Origin of the sequence: Nitrosopumilus adriaticus (assembly GCF_000956175.1) — an archaeon.
GTDB lineage: Archaea > Thermoproteota > Nitrososphaeria > Nitrososphaerales > Nitrosopumilaceae > Nitrosopumilus > Nitrosopumilus adriaticus.
The window spans coordinates 785,008-803,275 of sequence record NZ_CP011070.1 but is presented as its reverse complement, the minus strand read 5'-3'; the positions used below and the strand labels follow the sequence as shown (position 1 = coordinate 803,275).

25 protein-coding genes are annotated in these 18,268 nt (G+C 32.9%); 9 read left to right on the top strand and 16 right to left on the bottom strand.

What is annotated here, in order from left to right:
- Positions 1–6 precede the first annotated feature (6 nt).
- Positions 7–1,329 (bottom strand): hypothetical protein, encoded by a 1,323-nt coding sequence (locus NADRNF5_RS11560; RefSeq protein ID WP_237089351.1) that lies wholly within the window; start codon positions 1,327–1,329, stop codon positions 7–9.
- 82 nt (positions 1,330–1,411) lie between these two features.
- Positions 1,412–2,317, bottom strand: coding sequence for a hypothetical protein (locus tag NADRNF5_RS04700; RefSeq protein WP_048116000.1), 906 nt, complete (start codon positions 2,315–2,317; stop codon positions 1,412–1,414).
- A 142-nt stretch (positions 2,318–2,459) separates the two neighbouring features.
- Here NADRNF5_RS04700 and NADRNF5_RS04695 point away from each other — a divergent pair, with 142 nt between their 5' ends.
- Positions 2,460–3,008, top strand: a complete 549-nt coding sequence (locus NADRNF5_RS04695) for a DUF1722 domain-containing protein (RefSeq protein WP_048119051.1) — start codon at positions 2,460–2,462, stop codon at positions 3,006–3,008.
- Here the strand turns inward: NADRNF5_RS04695 and NADRNF5_RS04690 are convergent.
- Together NADRNF5_RS04690 and NADRNF5_RS11905 are read right to left on the bottom strand one after the other, a co-directional pair.
- Positions 3,005–4,162, bottom strand: coding sequence for an Nre family DNA repair protein (locus NADRNF5_RS04690; RefSeq protein ID WP_048115999.1), 1,158 nt, complete (start codon positions 4,160–4,162; stop codon positions 3,005–3,007). The two genes, NADRNF5_RS04695 and NADRNF5_RS04690, sit on opposite strands and share 4 nt — an antisense overlap.
- 68 nt (positions 4,163–4,230) lie before the next feature.
- Entirely contained in the window at positions 4,231–4,332 is a 102-nt protein-coding gene (locus tag NADRNF5_RS11905) for a zinc-ribbon domain-containing protein (RefSeq protein WP_425339008.1), read from the bottom strand.
- A 53-nt stretch (positions 4,333–4,385) separates the two neighbouring features.
- Here NADRNF5_RS11905 and NADRNF5_RS04685 point away from each other — a divergent pair, with 53 nt between their 5' ends.
- Positions 4,386–5,303: a cobalamin-binding protein gene (locus tag NADRNF5_RS04685; protein ID WP_048115998.1), complete on the top strand. Its 918-nt coding sequence runs from the start codon at positions 4,386–4,388 to the stop codon at positions 5,301–5,303.
- Positions 5,304–5,332: 29 nt separating this feature from the next.
- Here NADRNF5_RS04685 and NADRNF5_RS10685 read toward each other — a convergent pair whose 3' ends face one another.
- From NADRNF5_RS10685 to NADRNF5_RS04655, 6 genes are all read right to left on the bottom strand, one after another.
- A complete protein-coding gene (locus tag NADRNF5_RS10685; protein ID WP_052661877.1) occupies positions 5,333–6,109 on the bottom strand; it encodes a 2OG-Fe(II)-dependent halogenase WelO5 family protein in 777 nt (258 codons plus the stop codon).
- Positions 6,109–6,396, bottom strand: coding sequence for a hypothetical protein (locus NADRNF5_RS04675; RefSeq protein WP_148313068.1), 288 nt, complete (start codon positions 6,394–6,396; stop codon positions 6,109–6,111). Before NADRNF5_RS04675 ends, NADRNF5_RS10685 begins: the two co-directional genes overlap by 1 nt.
- A 160-nt stretch (positions 6,397–6,556) precedes the next feature.
- Positions 6,557–7,108, bottom strand: coding sequence for a hypothetical protein (locus tag NADRNF5_RS04670; RefSeq protein ID WP_048115996.1), 552 nt, complete (start codon positions 7,106–7,108; stop codon positions 6,557–6,559).
- A gap of 128 nt (positions 7,109–7,236) precedes the next feature.
- Entirely contained in the window at positions 7,237–8,634 is a 1,398-nt protein-coding gene (locus tag NADRNF5_RS04665) for an NmrA family NAD(P)-binding protein (RefSeq protein ID WP_237089350.1), read from the bottom strand.
- A 24-nt stretch (positions 8,635–8,658) separates the two neighbouring features.
- On the bottom strand, positions 8,659–9,024 hold the full coding sequence (locus tag NADRNF5_RS04660; RefSeq protein ID WP_148313067.1) for a hypothetical protein: 366 nt from the start codon (positions 9,022–9,024) through the stop codon (positions 8,659–8,661).
- Between the two features lie 10 nt (positions 9,025–9,034).
- Complete coding sequence (locus tag NADRNF5_RS04655) at positions 9,035–9,220, bottom strand: hypothetical protein (protein ID WP_048115994.1); 186 nt, start codon at positions 9,218–9,220, stop codon at positions 9,035–9,037.
- A gap of 175 nt (positions 9,221–9,395) precedes the next feature.
- On the opposite strand from NADRNF5_RS04655, the gene NADRNF5_RS11555 reads away from it, so the two are divergent.
- Together NADRNF5_RS11555 and NADRNF5_RS11550 are read left to right on the top strand one after the other, a co-directional pair.
- Entirely contained in the window at positions 9,396–9,902 is a 507-nt protein-coding gene (locus NADRNF5_RS11555; protein WP_237089349.1) for a transcription initiation factor IIB family protein, read from the top strand.
- Positions 9,793–10,305, top strand: a complete 513-nt coding sequence (locus NADRNF5_RS11550) for a transcription initiation factor IIB (protein WP_237089348.1) — start codon at positions 9,793–9,795, stop codon at positions 10,303–10,305. Before NADRNF5_RS11555 ends, NADRNF5_RS11550 begins: the two co-directional genes overlap by 110 nt.
- A gap of 141 nt (positions 10,306–10,446) precedes the next feature.
- Here the strand turns inward: NADRNF5_RS11550 and NADRNF5_RS04645 are convergent, their stop codons facing one another.
- Together NADRNF5_RS04645 and NADRNF5_RS04640 are read right to left on the bottom strand one after the other, a co-directional pair.
- The gene (locus NADRNF5_RS04645) at positions 10,447–11,793 is read right to left on the bottom strand and encodes a cryptochrome/photolyase family protein (RefSeq protein WP_048115993.1); all 1,347 of its coding nucleotides are present in this window, start codon (positions 11,791–11,793) and stop codon (positions 10,447–10,449) included.
- A 23-nt stretch (positions 11,794–11,816) separates the two neighbouring features.
- The gene (locus NADRNF5_RS04640; protein ID WP_048115992.1) at positions 11,817–12,362 is read right to left on the bottom strand and encodes a hypothetical protein; all 546 of its coding nucleotides are present in this window, start codon (positions 12,360–12,362) and stop codon (positions 11,817–11,819) included.
- A gap of 83 nt (positions 12,363–12,445) precedes the next feature.
- On the opposite strand from NADRNF5_RS04640, the gene NADRNF5_RS04635 reads away from it, so the two are divergent.
- From NADRNF5_RS04635 to NADRNF5_RS04625, 3 genes are all read left to right on the top strand, one after another.
- Positions 12,446–12,868, top strand: a complete 423-nt coding sequence (locus tag NADRNF5_RS04635) for a hypothetical protein (RefSeq protein WP_237089347.1) — start codon at positions 12,446–12,448, stop codon at positions 12,866–12,868.
- Positions 12,869–13,003: 135 nt separating this feature from the next.
- Positions 13,004–13,402 (top strand): hypothetical protein, encoded by a 399-nt coding sequence (locus NADRNF5_RS04630; protein WP_237089346.1) that lies wholly within the window; start codon positions 13,004–13,006, stop codon positions 13,400–13,402.
- Positions 13,403–13,470: 68 nt separating this feature from the next.
- Positions 13,471–14,313 carry a cobalamin B12-binding domain-containing protein gene (locus NADRNF5_RS04625; protein WP_048115991.1) on the top strand — a complete coding sequence of 281 codons (843 nt, stop codon included), beginning with the start codon at positions 13,471–13,473 and terminating at the stop codon, positions 14,311–14,313.
- 8 nt (positions 14,314–14,321) lie between these two features.
- Here NADRNF5_RS04625 and NADRNF5_RS04620 read toward each other — a convergent pair whose 3' ends face one another.
- The 3 genes from NADRNF5_RS04620 to NADRNF5_RS04610 are packed head-to-tail and all read right to left on the bottom strand — an operon-like array spanning position 14,322 to position 16,525.
- Complete coding sequence (locus NADRNF5_RS04620; protein WP_048115990.1) at positions 14,322–15,656, bottom strand: phytoene desaturase family protein; 1,335 nt, start codon at positions 15,654–15,656, stop codon at positions 14,322–14,324.
- A 54-nt stretch (positions 15,657–15,710) separates the two neighbouring features.
- On the bottom strand, positions 15,711–16,166 hold the full coding sequence (locus tag NADRNF5_RS04615; protein WP_048115989.1) for an SRPBCC family protein: 456 nt from the start codon (positions 16,164–16,166) through the stop codon (positions 15,711–15,713).
- Positions 16,163–16,525, bottom strand: coding sequence for a hypothetical protein (locus tag NADRNF5_RS04610; protein WP_048115988.1), 363 nt, complete (start codon positions 16,523–16,525; stop codon positions 16,163–16,165). The genes NADRNF5_RS04615 and NADRNF5_RS04610 overlap by 4 nt, the downstream gene beginning before the upstream one ends.
- Before the next feature lie 149 nt (positions 16,526–16,674).
- Between NADRNF5_RS04610 and NADRNF5_RS04605 the strand changes: the two genes are divergently transcribed.
- The gene (locus tag NADRNF5_RS04605) at positions 16,675–16,860 is read left to right on the top strand and encodes a hypothetical protein (RefSeq protein ID WP_048115987.1); all 186 of its coding nucleotides are present in this window, start codon (positions 16,675–16,677) and stop codon (positions 16,858–16,860) included.
- Positions 16,853–17,038: a hypothetical protein gene (locus NADRNF5_RS04600; RefSeq protein ID WP_048115986.1), complete on the top strand. Its 186-nt coding sequence runs from the start codon at positions 16,853–16,855 to the stop codon at positions 17,036–17,038. The genes NADRNF5_RS04605 and NADRNF5_RS04600 overlap by 8 nt, the downstream gene beginning before the upstream one ends.
- Here the strand turns inward: NADRNF5_RS04600 and NADRNF5_RS04595 are convergent.
- Positions 17,035–18,249, bottom strand: a complete 1,215-nt coding sequence (locus NADRNF5_RS04595) for a redox-regulated ATPase YchF (protein ID WP_048115985.1) — start codon at positions 18,247–18,249, stop codon at positions 17,035–17,037. The two genes, NADRNF5_RS04600 and NADRNF5_RS04595, sit on opposite strands and share 4 nt — an antisense overlap.
- Positions 18,250–18,268: the final 19 nt, after the last annotated feature.

Sequence of the window (18,268 nt, the reverse complement as noted above, 5' to 3'; positions counted from 1 at the left end):
GAAATACTATTTTAATTCTAGAGGAATATCCACACTGCCAAAATTCTCATTTATTCTAAAATAGTATGTCTTTGAAGGATCATACTTGAACTCAGTTCCACCATATCCAATGTTCGGACCAAAGAGAATGTTAAACTCTCTTGAATCATTAGGGTTCAATACAATTTCACCACTCGTGAAATCCATCCCGGAATACTTGAAGGCGTTAGTCCCATCCCAAACATCATAACTGCATATTGAAGGACTTGTACAATGTAGTGCAGTAATCTCAGAACTAGTGTTTTCAGCAAGCATTCGAATTGATAAAATAGCTTGACCAGTAGGACTAATCTCAAATCCATTTCCTTCAGAACCTACTCCAAACCAATAATATGTGATTGGCCCTATCTCAAATTTTTGTGCATTTGTTTGGTATTTGTAAAGAGCGATTGCTTTTTTGAGCGGCTTTTCACAATCAATTCTCTTGTAGCCCACTTTGATTTCAGAGCATTTCTCTAATTCAGCTTCAAGTGAAGCTAATTTAGAATCATCACTCTTTGGTTTTTCAGATACCATTTGTGTAGTCTCAGTATTTGAGGAGACTGAAATTAATCCAGTCTTTATCAAATGTTGAATACCATTTACAAATTCACCATCAGAAATTGTGCCATCTGCCCACCAGCCAGCATTGTTCTTTACCCAAGCAGGAACACCTTCTGATGATTCAGAAGATACGGTTGTTGGGGGAATTACGATAATTCCATCTTTAATTAGGAATTCTATGCCGGAGATAAAGTCTGATTCGGCTATAGTGCCATCTGCCCACCAGCCAGCATTGTTCTTTACCCAAGCAGGTATTTCACTTTGAGGGGTTTTCAAATGACGCATACTAGGATCGATTTTATTTAAAATGGGACTCATATCCTCACCAGAAATTTTTACAACTGCAGCTGAAATAATTTCAGAAGACCCTCCGTCAGGTAAAGTCGAATCAACATATTTTGCATACAAGACATCACCAGGGGATGAGATGAGACGATTTTTTGTAGGCTCCCCAGAATCTGCAATGTAAACACTTCCCTTAAAAATTCCGCTATAGACACCATTTTCAACAACTTGAATTTCCAGACCATCAGGAGAAGTGTCAGACCAAACAGTTATCGTGAATTTATCGGCAAAGTTCGGATATTCTTTTTTATTCATATCATTATCTTTTACAATAATATCAGCAAATGAGTTAATTGATACAATTTCCTTTTCCCAATAAATTATACCAACATTTGAGGATTCAGCAAATGCCAAAGGTGCACTTAGAACAATCAATGGAAATATTATTAGGAATTTATCCATCGTGTTTTCTTATCGCCGAGAATATTTAAACAAGTAATTATTTCAAACTAGTGGTAAAAAATAAGAGAAAATAAAAAAGTGGTCATCCCAGATTTAATGGGATAGAAGCACTTCCAAAGGATTCCATGATTCTAAAGTAGTACTCTTTTCCAGAATCATACTCAAATGTAGTTCCACCGCCACCAATATTTGGTCCAAAGAACATATTGAATATCTGAGTCTCTCCAGGTTTGATTACAACTTGACCATTAGTGAAATCCATTCCGGAATACTTGAAATTTCTATCACCATTTGTAACATCATAGTTGCACACGGCAGGTCCTGTACAAAACAATGCCTCAGTATTTGAACCAGTATTCTCAACTAGCATCCTAAGACTAAGTAATGCCTGACCTGAAGAAGTGATTTCAAAGGTATTTCCTTCAACACCAAAACCTGGCCAATAGAAGGTAACTGGTCCAACTGGATAAGGTTGAGAAATTAGCATGTATTCATATGCCAATATCTCATGTTTTGCAGATCTTTCACAGTTTAGTCTATCATATGCTTTTTTGATTTCAGAGCATTTCTCTAATTCAGCTTCAAGTGAAGCTAATTTAGAATCATCACTCTTTGGTTTTTCAGATACCATTTGTGTAGTCTCAGTATTTGAGGAGACTGAAATTAATCCAGTCTTTATCAAATGTTGAATACCATTTACAAATTCACCATCAGAAATTGTGCCATCTGCCCACCAGCCAGCATTGTTCTTTACCCAAGCAGGAACACCTTCTGATGATTCAGAAGATACGGTTGTTGGGGGAATTACGATAATTCCATCTTTAATTAGGAATTCTATGCCGGAGATAAAGTCTGATTCGGCTATAGTGCCATCTGCCCACCAGCCAGCATTGTTCTTTACCCAAGCAGGAACACCTTCGGCATAAGCAAAGGATGCAACTGAACTTATGAGTAGAATAGATGTGATTGCAGTTATTGCGCTTTTCATTATTCATTAATTCAATTAATGATATTTAAGCTAGTGCCAAAGTATATTCTAGTGGTAATTAATTCAAAAAAATTGAAAATCATAGTGGTAATTCAAAATTCAATGATTCCTGCTTATATGTAAATTGAATAGAATGTTAAGAATGAGTAAGAAATTAGAAGTAAGAGACTCAGTCAGTAATAATATTTCTGAAAAAGATGCAAAGGAATTTGTTTTAGACAAATTTGAAGAGGTAAAAAAATCAAACAAGATAAATGATCTTATTTCATTTCAAACCAATAACAAATTCATGATAATGTCACATGATCAAGAAGAATTGAAAAAATTAGGACATATTGTTGCAAATTATGAAAAAGGGCAATTATCAGAAACAGTTGCAGAATACGAAAAACATCTAATAATCGCATTAGAAAAAGAGCCTACAATCAAAACACATTGTAATGTTATACTACATGTTTTTGGATTTTTTTCAAAGAATTTCAGCCAGTCAGAAAAAGAAATGTTTTTTGATTTATTAAAACAATTTCAGGAAGAAAAGATCACACTTGGAAGATTGTTATCGGAGATAAATCCAATAATATACAGATTCAATTCCACATATCTTGCCAGTCAGACGTATTTCTTACTGTATTCAAATCAGGAAGAAGGGAATTTGTTTAAAATTTTAGCAAAAAGCAATTCTAAAAATTAAAAATAATCAGACATTGTTTTTTGTCTCAGCAATTTGGAAATATTTCCATGTGATAGCCATTCAGATTTACTAATACTCATTTTATTTGATGCAGTTGTTAAAGCATTATCAAGACTGTCTGAAATAATCGGGTTTTGTTTCATTGCTGTACGTATTCCTTCTCTAACTTGCCATACACCCACAGGAATTGCATATTCAGGTCGAATTTCTCGCAGAATTATCACTCCAGATTGAATTTGATTTTTTATTAGATATTCTAAAACTCCAAGTTTGGCTGCAAAATAGGCCCCAGCTATTGCAGGGGGATGATCAATGCCTCTTGCATCCTCATAATCAGAGCCAAAACCCAAGATGCCATTAGAATACCACGCCTCAATCATTTCATAGATCCATCTATGAGGGAATAAAATTACAGTGAAAACATTTCCCAAATGCTCAAAGAAGAAAACCCTATAGGAATCAATAATTCCAAAATCCAAAATTTCATCAACAAGCGATTTGGAAATTATATCGTCAGTTGCAGTGATACTCCATTTAGTGGGAACCAGTTTTCTTTTTTGACCAAGCATTCCAATGCTAAAACATTTTTGAATCTTTGAAATTTCAATTCCAGAATTATATAGATTCAATACGGCATCTTGTGCTTTCAAATCTTTGTCATAGAAAGTTTTTTCAATAGATTTTTCAGAAGTGCTTCCAGAGAATTTTGCAGAATTAATAATCCCGACTGGCCCAAATGGTGCACTCTCCCCATCAAGAGAAATGTTAGCAGAGGTAGGTTTCTCAAATGTCAAATCAGTATCAATGGGTTTTGAAGACATTGCAACTTCCTGAAGGTTTTCAATGTATTTTCCTTCTGTTTGTTCAATGGAGACTTTTTGTATTCCACGGACTAGATTTAATCTAAAATTTACAATATCTTCTAATGATTTTCCTCCCCATCTTTCAGGGCTATCAAGTAGACTAGTATCACCATGAACTGGTGGGATCATTGGACCAACAAAGACTTTGGGATAATTATAAGAGCCTACAAAGACAGAAGGAGGACTAGTTCCACTTATTGAATCAGATGAAAAGAGATTTCCATGTTTTGAAAGAGTCTCATGCCATTTGGCTAAAATTGCACGTCTAATATCCTGAGAATTCGATTGCAACAAAATTTATGCTCAAAATGAGCCTATTAACTTGCCTGATAGTGAGAATTGACAGATAGTAAACAGTGCTATTCTGGATCTTCTTGTTCACGTTCACGTCCACAATTTGGGCAGGCATTTTGATTTTGCCACAATTCCTTTCCGCAATTTCTACAAGACTGGGGTTTCATAATGTGCATAGCACATAATTGGATTTAAGAACTTCCAAATTATTGTATAATTATTGGCAAGAAGAATAGTCTCATTTTTACCCAGTGCAACTGAATTACTTTACGAGTTCGGAGTGCAAGATGATCTCTATGGTGTAACACATGAATGTACATTTCCCCCAGATGCATTAACAAAACCAATAATTATCAATTCAGTGATCAACTCAGAAGAATTAACAAGTAATGAAATTGATACTAAAACATGTCAATTACTAAATGACGGAAAAGACATCTTTACAATTAATGAGACCAATCTGAAAAAAGCAAATCCAGATCTAATTATATCTCAGGAAACATGTGAGGTGTGTGCGGCATATACAAATCAAATAAACAAAGCTCTGGAAATTCTTCAAACAAAGCCACTGCTACATTCAATGGATCCTCACAACATGTATGAAATTATGCAATCAGTTACAGAGTTGGGCAAAATATTATCTGAAGAGACTAAGGCCAAAGAGATTAGAGAATCTCTCGAAAAAAGAATTCACCATATCAAAAAAGAGCAGCGTGGTAAAAAACCAAAAGTATTAGCAATAGAATGGATTGAACCATTTTTTACAGCAGGTCACTGGATACCTGAAATGATAGAGATGGCAGGAGGAATCAATATGATTAGCAAGATAGGAGAGCATTCAAGACGTCTAGATATTCAAGAAGTTATTGGGTCTGACCCAGATATCATAATTATGATGCCATGTGGTTTTGACACAAAACGAACAGTACATGAATACAACAAGATTCTAAAAAAAGATGAAACGTGGAATTCTCTCAAGGCCGTAAACGATAATCAAATTTATGCAGTTGATGCAAATTCATTTTTCAGTAAGCCGAGCATAAGAACTGTAGAGGGATTAGAAATTTTAGCCAAGATAATCAATCCTGAAAAATTTCACAATCTCAGATTACCCAATGATTCATTTTCACAATTGTAAATAGGCATTCAATTGCGCAGTTGGGAATTTTACGCCCATGCAAAAATTCTATTGTTATGCCTAAAAATTCCAAAAAACATCCCAAGAGTGATCCGGGGTAAATTTCCAGTAATTTTTGTGACCATATGATAATAATTCGGATTGATAATTACCAGATCTCCAGATTCAATATTGGAGATTTGAAATGATTCAGCCGAGTCTACTAGTTTTGGAGAATACCCAAAGTCAATATTTCGAAATTTCTCATTTTCTTTAATCCATTTTTTCTTGAAAATTATTACATCCCCCCCACTTTCAGATTCTTGTAAGTGAAGCACACATGAAATTTGATGATCAATTTTGGATATACCGTATTCTTTCCCTTCGTATTTTACATCATCTTTGTGAAGTGGAATGAATTTTCCTTTTTCATGAATTCTAATAATACATGAAGAGTATAATTTCTCTAATTCCCTTGCAGAGCATACAGAGTAATCAGGAAAAATACATCCAATCGCGTGACGTATTTTAATTATAGGAGATGGTAATTGAGAGAAAACAGATTCAAATATTTTTTCATTTTTTTTGGCAGCAGTAAAATACTCATCTTTTCTTGTAGTGTATGACATTAAAAAAGGCCCTATGTGGTTAGATTCATTATTTAGGAATGGAGATTTTTCAAAATTTTTTAATCTCTCAACTATTTTTTCACATATTTTTTTATCATAAAGATTCCGGATTATTATTGCAGGAACTTTACCATGTATCAAAGATTCAATATTTATAGAATGAATTTCAGAAATGTCAAAAATTTCTGCATTCCACACTAGTATCCACCTACACCAGAATGAGAAACTTTGGCAATAAGCACATCATCATCACCTCTAGATTCTATTTCACATTTTAGAAAAGCCCCAATTACAGAATTTTTAAGAAGTTCCTCATCCCAATGATCAGATCCATTGGACAATCCAGGAATGTCAGCAGATTTTATTAAAATTTTTTCTTGGTCTTTGTATTCAGATTTGTTTCCATCCTTTCTATGGGTTACATTAAGAACGAATGAATTACTTGAAAAAACAGCATTCCCATTACCCCAAATAATATCAACCATAATTTGTTTAAAATGAATTAACATTTATTGTATTTCTTTAAAAAATTAGTTTGGCACTAGGGATTATCCCAATATAGATCGAGTCAATCATAAAACTGCCTTTTAAAAACAATTAAGACACAAAATCAAAATTTGAGAAATGCTAAAAAATCAACAGGAATTAAATTTCAATTGAAATTCTTAGAGATTTTGAAATTTTCTCAATCGCTTTTTGAATAAGTGGCGGACTGATTGAAAAAAATCCTCGGTATTGACCATCACCCATATTTTCAGCTAACAATCCAAAAGGGCCTGTAGAATTTTTTGTAACTACAATCCACATATCAGAGATATTTGTTCCATCACAACTCACAACTTGAGCATTTTTTGGTGGTTGCTTAGCTAAAAATGGATTATTGAAATTTCCTATAATCCAAGATTTAGGAATTTTTTGAAGAATTTCAATATACCTGTCTTCAACGTACTTGTATCTTTTTTCAGTCTCAAAAGTTGCTAACAGGGGGGAATTATTTTTTACAGCAAAATTTTCTAATAGAATGCTGAGTCGATATAGCTCTTTTCTATCTGTCTTGAAATTTACATACCCTGCCTTGATATACTCTTCAAGAGTCCAAAGGAGATTATGATCAGTAATATCAGTTATTTCTTTTTCTGACAATCCAGGAAACTCATTCCATAGTTCATCTAGAAAACTGTTGTATTGCACAGACATGAATGTATTATGTTCCTTTAGCATATAAAACTAGTGGTAATAAAATATCCTAGTGGTAATAACATAATCTAGTGACATAATGTATTACACACATTCAAGATTTTAGTACACTGAATGAATGTTAAATATCAAATGGGTTTTCCTTTAAATTGATAATCAATTACTTTATGGAAAGTATTATGAGAGGCAAAAACTGCTATTGCAGATAAGCCAGTCCAAATGAAATTTCGTATAGTAATCAATTCGTTAGGCTGATCCACAATTAAAGACACATCAAACAAAACATAGAAGTTATCAAATAACCAAAAAGCCAAAGTAATCCAAGATACAAGACCCCCAATTAGAAATCCTAATCGAGTCTTGCTTTTGATAAAAATTATAGCAAAAATAATTGCAACATACCATAGAATACCAGCAATCATCCAGACAGGTTCAAAAAGTTCAGATCTATCATCTAACCAGTAGTATGTTGTACCAAGTATAGCCATTGCAATTAATGAAGCCATCAAAAGTTTTTGATTAATTATAAACCCAGTCCGTTCTTCCTTAAGTGGTGTTGGGGGAGGATTTTCTCTAATTTCTTTAGTTGCAACATCTATTGATTCAATTACAGATTTTAGAGATAAAGGAATTATTTTTGATATTTTGTCATCTGTTACTACAGTGTCATGAACTAGACTATCAATTAATGGCCTTGCAAGAGATGCCTTTACAGGCGTTATTAGATCAACCCAGTATGAAGATAAGCGAGTAGTCAAAAAAGGAATTTGTATTACAAAGAGTTTCTTCCCCAAATATTTGGCATAGACTCTCATTAATTCCTCATAAGTAATTTTATCAGGTCCTCCAATTTCGTAAATGTTTCCAGATGTTTCAGGTTTTTCCATGCAACCTCTAAGATATTCTATAACATCATCTACAGCTATAGGTTGTGCCAAAGATTTAACCCAAGATGGACAAACCATTACAGGTAATCGCTCCACAAGATATCGCAGCATTGCATATGAACCGCCTTGGGCTCCAATAATCAATGATGCACGTAATTCAGTTACAGGAATATTACCCGAAGCAAGAATCTCGCCCACTTCCTTCCTACTCTTCATGTGAGGAGATAGCGATAAACTATCATTTACAAGACCCCCAAGATAGATAATCCGTTTAACACCAGCATTTGTAGCAGCTTTTAAGAAATTTTGAGCCTGAATTTTTTCACGATTAGCAAATTCTTTCCACTCTTCTTTATTTCCCTCCATGGAATGGAGTAAGTAGTATGCAACATCAACACCACTTAGTGCACGTTCAATCTCTTGAGGATTAAAGACATCAGCCTGAACATATTTCACTTTAGATGTTGAGAGTATTTTTTTTCTTGACATTCCTTTGACTAAATATCCGTTTTTTGTAAGATTAGATATTAATCTGGAACCGATAAATCCAGTAGACCCTGTAACCATAATTTTGTAGGGGGTGTTTTTTAAATTCATAGCAGAGGGAGATTGACTGGATACAGTTTTTTCAGTAGACATAGATCCCATCAAAGTATCACTCAATTAAAATACATCACTCAATTTTTTTAATTTTTTGATATCAGTAATTTCAATATGATTGCTGAGTGTAATGATTTTTGCAAGTTTTGGATTTGCCCTTTGACCTAGTTTTAAAACTAGTTCTCCTTTTAATCTAATTTCCAAAGTGATGTTTTGATCGTCAAGATTTCTTGCAAGATCTTTAGCTTCAGATAATTGTTTAATTAAACCAGGTCTTTTTGTTATTTCTATAGGAATGTCAATTACATCGATGATTCTTAAATCATCTTTAACGATAAAATCTATAGAAGGATCACCATTACAGGTGACTTTAACGGAGCCATGCTCCAAATAGGATAAAAAATAAGCAGGTAATTGAAAGTCTTTCATCTCATTTACCTCACTTTGCAGTAATAGTCAGTTTACCAGTTAAGGCAACTGTGCCTGTTGGGATTACTTTGCCATCTTTTTCTACTCTTCCATTCATAGCAAGATCCTCAAAGTCATATGTGATTGAGGCATGTTTTTGAGTGAGTTTTTCAAAAATTTCTGCTAGCAAATTTGCCCATTCTTGTTCTTCAGCCATAAACATTTTTTGTGATTATAGTATATAATCTAGTGATAATTTTATCACTAGTGCCAAAATTTAGGACATATTTTCCAAAAAAGTTAGCAATCAAATATAGAATTCATCCAAAGTGATTTTAGCACTATTTTCAAATTAGTTTGTGGTTAAAATTCAATAAAAACACATACCAATTATGAAACAAAAGAATTTAGAAAAATCTTGTCAACATTTTTTTAAGATCACGGACGTTGTTACCGGAGAAATTGCATGTAGAAATTGTGCACAAGTGTTAACTGAAAAAATTATGGATTTTGGCCCAGAGAGTCAAAACAGTACTATGGAGGATTATCAAAATTCATCAAGGACTGGACAAAAAATATCATTAAAGATGGCAGATATGGGATTATCCACATCAATTCAATCTCAAAATAAAGATTCTTCAGGAAAAATTCTCTCCACCAAAAACAAGCAATCATTTCATAGATTAAGAATGTGGGATAGAAATAGTAAATCAGCAATTACAAAACAGTCATTCATCAAGGCATTCACATTTCTTGATGGCATTAGATCAAAGATTGCCTTACCTGAATATGTTGTTGAAAAATCAGCATACTTGTTTAGAAAGGCTGAGCAAAAAAAATTTACTTGCAGGTCGTTCAAATCATTCCATTCTTTGTGCAGTTGTATACATGGCTTGTAGAATGACAGACACACCACGAACTTTAGATGATATTGCAAATGCATCAGGAATAAAAAAGAAAGTAATTCAAAGAACATACCGTCTTCTTTATAGGAATCTAGAAGTTCATTCTGAATCTTATAACCCATGTGAATTTGTATCACGTATATCAAGTGAGGCACAGATTTCTGAAAAGACTATTCGTGATGCAAGGAAAATTTTGGAATTTAGTGAAAAAGCAGGCATAAATTCTGGAAAACATCCAATGTCGATGGCAGCAGCTGCAGTATATCTTGCAGTAAAGAAAAACGATGAGAGAATTTCACAAACTCGGCTTTCTCAAATATCAGGAATAAGTGCGGTTACAATTCGAAACAGAGTCAAAGAAGTTCAAATAGCTCAAACTAAAAATAAAATACAATAGGGGCAGATTTACTTTCAAAAAAATATGAATTAGTCAAAGCCCATTTTTATATAAATAAAATCACATAGCATTGACTTACATTTCAATTTAATTTTTCAAGAGAAGAAGCATTATGAAATTTTCATAAATACAAATCCATTTTTATTTTTGTGATTTGAATATCAATTTAGTTTTTTCAGATTCAATTTTGTGGTTTACTATAGGACGTACGTAATTCAAATCTTCAGGAAAACATTTCCATAAATTATGAATAATTTTTGGAGACAATTTATTTAATTCTGTAACCCATTTTTTAATATACAAACAATCACAATCAAATTTTTCTTGTTGCAGCCAAGGATTGAAAATTCGAAAATACGGAACAGAGTCACATCCGGTGGATGCAGTCCATTGCCAATTTCCAACATTTACGGCAGGATCATAATCAACTAGTTTTTTTGCAAAATATCGCTCCCCCAATCGCCAATCAATATGAAGATCTTTTGTCAAAAAGGAAGCCACAATCATTCTAACTCGATTATGCATAAATCCAGTTTGATTAAGCTGTCTCATACCTGCATCAACAATTGGAAACCCAGTTTCACCATCGCACCAAGCAGAAAAATTTTCTTTAGATTTAGTCCATTTGATTTTTTGGAATTTTTTTCTAAAAGATTTTGTTTGAGACCACGGAAAATTAAACAAAATATGGTTAAAAAACTCCCTCCAATAGATTTCACCCATCAATACATGATCTAAGCCTAATTTTTGCTCAATTGCATGATAAATCTCCCTAATAGACAAAGTTCCAAATTTGTTATGAGCAGATAATGTTGTAGTATGACAGAGACTTGGAAAATCTCGAAATTTATCATAGTCTATGAATTTTTCTAAATTTTTCAGGATTTTTAGACCTTCATTTCTACCACCTGGAATTATAGGATTTTTAATTTCGGGCATTTTTATTTTAACTTTAGAAATTTTTGCATTAGAGTAATTGTTTTTAGAATTTTTTGAAGGAAGTCTAACTGCAAGTTGACGTGCCTTTTTGTAAAAATGAGAGTAAATCATGTATGGTTTTTCATCATTGGTCTTGATGTCATAAGGATTATGTAAAAGATAATCAAGGGACAAATGAAAATCAATTTTATTTTTCTTACAAATTTCATTAATCTTGGAATCACGTGATTTTGAATATTCTGAAAAATCAGTATTTGTAAATATTGCATCTACATTAAATTTTTGAATTATTTCATCTACAATCAATGACGAATCTCCTCGGAATTGATGAAGAGTGCTTTTTTTCTTTTTCAATTCCAAATCTAAATCAAACAATGATTCGTTAAGAAAATTCCATCTAAATTCAGAAATGGTTGAATTTTTTAGTAAATTATCATCATAAATAAAACATGGGATAACATTTTTTGAATTTGCAAGAGATTTAATCAATCCAGTATTATCATTTAATCTTAAATCTCTTCGAAAAATAAATAATGATTTTTCATACATCGTTAGTTTAAAACTTTAATCAGTTATTGGATTGTAAATTTTGCACCAAGTGTTTTGCCCATTACCTTTAGGGCATATCTGCAAACATTGGGATTTAGTGTAAAAAATCCTCTAAACATTCCATCTTCAAATTCTTCAGCAATTAGACCAAATGGGCCATAAGGTCCTCTAGTAATTACAGTCCATACCTTTGCCAAATTGGTGTTTCCACAATTCAACACTTGTATTTTTGGAGGTGTCTTTAATTCTGTTTTTCCAAAATTGGCGATAACCCATATTTTTGGAATTGTTTTAATCATCTCCTGATATCTTTTTTCAACAAATTTGTATCGTTTTACCTCTTCAAAAGAGGCCAAAAGGGGCTGACTATTTTCTTGTGCATACGCCTCAATTAACTTACTAAGATGAAATAAGGACTTTCGGTCAGACGAAAAATTATGATATCCGGCTTCGATGAATTTATCTAGTTTCCAGAGAGGCAGAATAGATTTATCCAAATTATGCCATTCTGCAAGTTGTGGGAATTCTGCCCAAACTTGACCGACAAAATCTGTATATGGACTATCCATGATTGACTAATTTTAAAATGAGATATAAGTTATCCTTTTAAAATTCGCATAGTGCCATAATCCAATTGTTTTTATTCTTTAAGATGGGACTAGAAATAATGGGGCGTTATGAAAAACTTTTAGACATGTTGATGGATTACAATAATTCCATCAGATTTGCAGCAATTAGCGATACAGATGGAAAGATATTGTGGCACAGTAAAAGAAATGATGTTAAACTAAAGGTCCCATTAGCAGAGACAAAAAAAGCAATGAAACGTGAAGCCGAAGATTGGATAGATCGCTCAAAATTTGAAGATAGAAATGATCTAGGAAGGGCAATGTATCACATTACATCTTTTGAAAAAATTAAAAGAATCACCATCCCAATAGATGCGTTTCATCTTTTGTTTGTAAGCGTAGATAATGAGCCACTAGCTAAAACTAAAAGAAAGAGTTATGGTAGATTAGTAGAGATGGGAAAAATAATGTCCATAGTAGATTTTGTCAACACATTTGAAGAATAAGTAACAGAATTTTTTTTAAGAATATTTTATTCATGTTATAAGAAATTAAAAACTCAAAATTTTTAATGAACTCATTCATTTACCACTAGTTTACTAATTTAGAATATTTATTAACAGAATTGCTGTACAATACATGTGGATAAATACGAAAAACTTCTCAACATGCTAATGGATTTTAATGAGTCCATTAGATTTGCAGCTGTTTGCAATAAAAAGGGGGAATTTCTTTGGAACAGTCAGCGAAAAGGAGTAAAAAACATCGTCCCTCTTGAAGAAACTAAACATACTATTTCAAGAGCCATAGAGGCATGGAATGAAAATTCACGCATTACAGGAATTGTTGGCTCAGGATTGTATACCATAGCATCATATGACAAAATTAAAAGAATAACAGTTCCGCTAGATGGCGATAATATGCTATTCATCAGTGTTAATAACAAACCCATGTCCAATGCTAAAGGTAAAAGCTATGGTCATTTGGCAGAAATGGGCGAAATTTTATCAATTGTTGATTTTATCAAGGCAAAAAAATAGATCAGATTACTTAGCACTAGTTAACATGATTAGCATTAGTTATATGCCAAATATTTACGAATAAAGTAATGGTGTACATTAGGGCTAAAAAAGTAAAATCTGATCAATACCTATATCTTGTAAAGAGCGTATGGGATTCAAAGAAAAGCACGTCAAAACAAGAGATTGTAAAATATCTCGGTAAAGCATCAGAAGTTGTAAAAGATGACATTCCAGTGGACTATAGAAATGATCCTAAAGTGTTGTCAGTTCTTGCATCATTTAATCCAAAAGACATCAAAAAAAGAGAAGACGCATCTAAAAAATCAAAGAAGCAATTATACAAAAAATTAACTGACGGCAACATTCAAGATTGCATTAAAATTTATGAAGAATATGAAAAAATATTTAGCACATCAGATTTTTTCGATAAAATTCTCAAACCAGTAATGTATCAAGTTGGAGAAGATTGGGCAAGTAATAAAATTAGCATTGCCACAGAGCATGTTGCAAGCAACATAGCTCTTACGCTGGTAAAAATAATTATGGATAGAGTATCAGGTTCTGGAAATAAGAAAAAAGTTCTCATTTGTGTTCCGTTGGGAGAGGAACATCATTTAGGATGTGATGTGCTGGAAACATATCTAACGATTAAAGGGTATAAAATATTCAATATAGGAACATCAATCCCAACTGAATCGATTCTAACATTCATTGAAAATGATAAACCAGATGCAGTGATGATTTCAATCACTATAGATGATAACCTGCCAGCAGCTCAAAGACTAATTAAAAAAATCAAGAGTGAGTATGAAATTCCGATATTAGTTGGAGGAAGAGCAGTCCAGTCAGAAAAAATTCCAAAGTTTGATGCCCAAGTAGTCTCAGACATTAATCTTGAAGACATTCCAAAAATTCTAAGAAAATTATAACTAAAAAATCAAGATTTCAAAAATGATTGAATTTTAGGAGTACATAAAATTGAACTGTGCGCTGCAGAGTCTGTACCTATACCATAACTAATAGTAGAATCGCCGACAAAAAACAAGCCCTCAATTCCAGGAATTTCGTGAGGCATTTTTGATTTCCAAACCATTCCAGGCTCTTTTACAACGGATTCTACAAGTTTCCAAGCCATAGGTCTTTCCCAAAGCAAAGATGAATTAAATTCAGGATAAATAGATGAAATTTCATCTTTCATTTTTTCCACAATTTCTTTAATTTTTACAGAGTCATCTGCTACAGATGGCTCAACAGGAGTACCAGCTATGATCAAGTGCTCCCCATCAGGGGAAACAGATGGGGTAATATTTGAAATAAAGAAAATTCCTTTTGTTGTATAATTATCACCAACTGGAAAAACAACCTGACGAGAATCAATTTTAGAGCTTAGTGCAAAATGAACCTCTACTACGGCAGTTTTCTTATCTAAACGATTTATTTTTTCAATAAATTTTCTATCTATGGTGTTTTCATCAAATAATTGATTGAGAGCGACATATGCAGGATATGACACCACAACGCAGTCAGATTTAAAAAAAGTACCATCATTTTCAATAATTCCAATAACTTTAGAATTTTCTATGATAATTTTTTGCACAGAATGATTTGTTTCAATGGTACCATTATTCTCAATAATATAATCTCCTAAAACTCTCGAAATAGAATCATAGCCACCATCATCAGGATAGGCAAATTCACTTGTGCCTCCTTTGAAGGGGTTAGCCCGAATGATGGTTCTTGCAAATTCACCCAACGAAATGTGATCTGCAGTATCTGCAAATGCCAGCATGCAGACTGCCTCAAAAAATGCATTTGTGTCAGGATCAAGATTTTTTGTAATTTCAGTTAAGGATTTGTCATCCCACTCTTCTGTTTTTTCAATAGATGAAAATGCCATAGGAAGTAAAAGCTTGAGTAATATTATTCTACTTTTAAAAGGAATTAAAGAGAGCTGTAATAGATCAATCATCCCTTTTGGGTATTTGTGAAATCCAGAATCAGAATGAAATGCAATATCATCTACTTTGGCCAGTTTCAGTCTATCTTGTATTCCAATTTCTTTTAAAACGCTAAAAATAGCAGATTTTTTGTAAAAAGGCATTATGTGAAATCCATTGTCAAGAATGTGATTTCGGTATTTCATAGAGGCTGTTCTGCCACCAAGTTTGGATAATTTTTCTAAAATTCTGACTATATGGCCTTGTTTTGATAATAGGGCCCCTGTAGTCAAACCACCAACGCCGGCACCAATAATCACAGTAGTTTTACCCATAAGTTCATTCTGAAAATTTACTATTTATGCAAGTGCTAACAAATTTGCATAGTGCTAATTCTGATTGGGGCTAAGAGAATCATCGAATTTCTCAGCACAGATAATGAATTCATCCATGGTAGCACTCATTTTATTTTTGATATAGCCCTCTAAAAAACCAAACATACGAAAAAATCCACTAAGAATTAATTTTACCTCAATAGAGACTATGGTTCCATCTCCAGATGGAACATATGTTTCAGTAAAGACAGTCCCTTTAGTTGGTCCACTTAAAATATGGATCTCATGCACATTGGGTTTGGCAATAACATGTTTTGTTTTAATTTTTAAAGGAATTCCTAAAAAATTTATTTTTTCAATTACAATCTTCCCATAATCATTTTCCTTTATGATTTCAAGGGATTTGAAATTCTCAGGCATTATATTATGAAAATTTTCTATATCAGTGCTTAATTGAAAAAGTTTGTTTTGGGGTAGAGAAGAGCAGCGCTCCATAGTAAAAGTATTCAATTTTTAATCACCATAGATAGATAATCAGATAGATTTGTTTTTGTAATCTCAAATCCAGGATAATGGTTCATTATTTGTTGTGCTAGTAATGCCATTGAAGTTTTCACACCATCAGTTTTTTCAGGATCGGTGTTTGGGTATAGTCTAATTGTAGTTTTTGATTTTCGTGTTGAAATTTCTATCAAAAATTGTTGATGAATTTCAGATATAACAATAGTTGGTAACAGAGCAGTTAGTTTCTCATTATCAATAAAGATATTCGTTATTTTAATCAAAAATGGCTCTTTCTGAAATATCTCTGTAAATTTTTTTGAAAAATCTTCAAGATCAATTCTTTCACCAAATACGATATGTGGCATAATTTATCAAAAGAGTTTTTGATATTTATGTAAAAAAGAAAATAGTTCATAGTGCCTAATTATAACATTTTTTCAGGGGTTTTGGGCATGAATTAGCACTAGTTAAGAAATTTTCTGGATTTTATATATTCTAAAGTCATAGTAGAACCATGAGACAAGAAATAATTCAGGAAATGATAGAAGAAGAATTTTTACAAATAGTTAATCCAGAAATTAAAATTTGCATCGTTTGCGGATATGATAAAATTGAATCTTTTGAGTTTGGAATGTCATGTGAGGAATGTGGCACATCATTTGGCAGGAAAAAACACAATGGAGGTGAGATGGATGGGTAGAATATGTAGAGGAATTTGTACAATGCATAGGGCAGAAGCAGTTCCAAATAAAATCAGATATGAGATTGGACAGAAGAGATGCACATTTTGTGGAATATTTTTGTCAATTGATGACACCAGATGTATTTGCTGTAAGGCAGTTTTGAGAACAAAACCGAGAAGCAAGAAAAAAGACTAATTATTTTTTCCTGCACTAACTAGAGATACTACATCCCTATCTCTTAGTTGGTAATCAACAGGCAATCTTAGATTGTATCGTAAATCTTTTCCATATAGTAATCCCTTAGTAAGATCTGTGTGTATTTCTTTTGCAAGATCATTTATTGTTGCTCCATCCTTTAGCAATATTAAATCAGGAAGTATTCGTCCTTTTTTATCAGTAAGATTTGTCTCATCAGCAACAGGGTAGATGGAGTTCATTTTGAGTAGTTTGAATACTGCAACATTAATTGCAAATTGAACGCCAGTTCGCATGTATTCGCCCATTATTCCCTTTTTGATAAAATTGAGGGCGCTAATTTGTTTCTCATTTAGATCTTCAGATTTAATAATTTCAAATTGCTCAGAACCAGGAGAGTATTTTATCAATCCTTTCTGCTCAGCGCGTCTTAGGCTAAATTCACTGTCTCCACTTACCGGAATAACTATGGAATCATTATAGCGCTCTCTGAGTCTTGCAAAATTTTTGTCTGCACCATCAACATCAACTTTGTTTGCAACTATCAATGTAGGTTTTGAAATTTTTCTCAGATAAGAGGCAAATTTCTTGCTATCAACCATATCAAAATTATCAAAGTCTTTTTCTTCCAATCCTGTTGCGACAAATGTTTCTTTTACATGATTCTTGTTCACACCAATGCCACGATACAAATCAGTAATTGCATCAGAAACATCAGTTCCTGTGCGGATTAATTTGGATACCTTCTCCCTATTTCCTTCCAAAATTTTATGATACCACATGATCAACTCTTCTTCAATATCTGCAAAATCAGATATCGGATCACCAGTTCCAGCTTCAGTAATTTTTCCTGTAGAATCAATTCCACCAGATGCATCAACAACGTGAAGTAATGCATCAGATTGAGCAGCAATGGACAAGAATTGATTTCCCAATCCTTTTCCTTTCCAGGCATCTTTGATCAATCCTGGCAAGTCTATCAATTCTATTGGAATGTAGCGCCATCCATCAAGACATTTTGAATTGTTTGGGTTATCCTGAATTTTGAATTCAGGGTGGACACACAAGGTAATAGCATGAGCAATTCCAGATACGGGTGCTTTTGTAGTAAATGGGTAAGATGAGATTTCTTCAGAGGATAATGTTGCAGAATTAAAGAAAGTAGTTTTTCCAGTATTGGTTTTACCAATTAAACCAAGTTTGATAGGCATAGAATAATTTTCAGTCCAG

What these genes read in the sequence shown, in the direction of transcription:
- NADRNF5_RS11560 (WP_237089351.1), bottom strand. Translation starts at nt 1,329, where the DNA reads ATGGATAAATTCCTAATAATATTTCCATTGATTGTTCTAAGTGCACCT.
- NADRNF5_RS04700 (WP_048116000.1), bottom strand. Translation starts at nt 2,317, where the DNA reads ATGAAAAGCGCAATAACTGCAATCACATCTATTCTACTCATAAGTTCA.
- NADRNF5_RS04695 (WP_048119051.1), top strand. Translation starts at nt 2,460, where the DNA reads ATGAGTAAGAAATTAGAAGTAAGAGACTCAGTCAGTAATAATATTTCT.
- NADRNF5_RS11905 (WP_425339008.1), bottom strand. Translation starts at nt 4,332, where the DNA reads ATGAAACCCCAGTCTTGTAGAAATTGCGGAAAGGAATTGTGGCAAAAT.
- NADRNF5_RS04675 (WP_148313068.1), bottom strand. Translation starts at nt 6,396, where the DNA reads ATGGTTGATATTATTTGGGGTAATGGGAATGCTGTTTTTTCAAGTAAT.
- NADRNF5_RS04670 (WP_048115996.1), bottom strand. Translation starts at nt 7,108, where the DNA reads ATGTCTGTGCAATACAACAGTTTTCTAGATGAACTATGGAATGAGTTT.
- NADRNF5_RS04665 (WP_237089350.1), bottom strand. Translation starts at nt 8,634, where the DNA reads ATGTCTACTGAAAAAACTGTATCCAGTCAATCTCCCTCTGCTATGAAT.
- NADRNF5_RS04660 (WP_148313067.1), bottom strand. Translation starts at nt 9,024, where the DNA reads ATGAAAGACTTTCAATTACCTGCTTATTTTTTATCCTATTTGGAGCAT.
- NADRNF5_RS04655 (WP_048115994.1), bottom strand. Translation starts at nt 9,220, where the DNA reads ATGGCTGAAGAACAAGAATGGGCAAATTTGCTAGCAGAAATTTTTGAA.
- NADRNF5_RS11555 (WP_237089349.1), top strand. Translation starts at nt 9,396, where the DNA reads ATGAAACAAAAGAATTTAGAAAAATCTTGTCAACATTTTTTTAAGATC.
- NADRNF5_RS11550 (WP_237089348.1), top strand. Translation starts at nt 9,793, where the DNA reads ATGTTGTTGAAAAATCAGCATACTTGTTTAGAAAGGCTGAGCAAAAAA.
- NADRNF5_RS04645 (WP_048115993.1), bottom strand. Translation starts at nt 11,793, where the DNA reads ATGTATGAAAAATCATTATTTATTTTTCGAAGAGATTTAAGATTAAAT.
- NADRNF5_RS04640 (WP_048115992.1), bottom strand. Translation starts at nt 12,362, where the DNA reads ATGGATAGTCCATATACAGATTTTGTCGGTCAAGTTTGGGCAGAATTC.
- NADRNF5_RS04635 (WP_237089347.1), top strand. Translation starts at nt 12,446, where the DNA reads ATGGGACTAGAAATAATGGGGCGTTATGAAAAACTTTTAGACATGTTG.
- NADRNF5_RS04625 (WP_048115991.1), top strand. Translation starts at nt 13,471, where the DNA reads ATGGTGTACATTAGGGCTAAAAAAGTAAAATCTGATCAATACCTATAT.
- NADRNF5_RS04620 (WP_048115990.1), bottom strand. Translation starts at nt 15,656, where the DNA reads ATGGGTAAAACTACTGTGATTATTGGTGCCGGCGTTGGTGGTTTGACT.
- NADRNF5_RS04610 (WP_048115988.1), bottom strand. Translation starts at nt 16,525, where the DNA reads ATGCCACATATCGTATTTGGTGAAAGAATTGATCTTGAAGATTTTTCA.
- NADRNF5_RS04605 (WP_048115987.1), top strand. Translation starts at nt 16,675, where the DNA reads ATGAGACAAGAAATAATTCAGGAAATGATAGAAGAAGAATTTTTACAA.
- NADRNF5_RS04600 (WP_048115986.1), top strand. Translation starts at nt 16,853, where the DNA reads ATGGGTAGAATATGTAGAGGAATTTGTACAATGCATAGGGCAGAAGCA.
- NADRNF5_RS04595 (WP_048115985.1), bottom strand. Translation starts at nt 18,249, where the DNA reads ATGCCTATCAAACTTGGTTTAATTGGTAAAACCAATACTGGAAAAACT.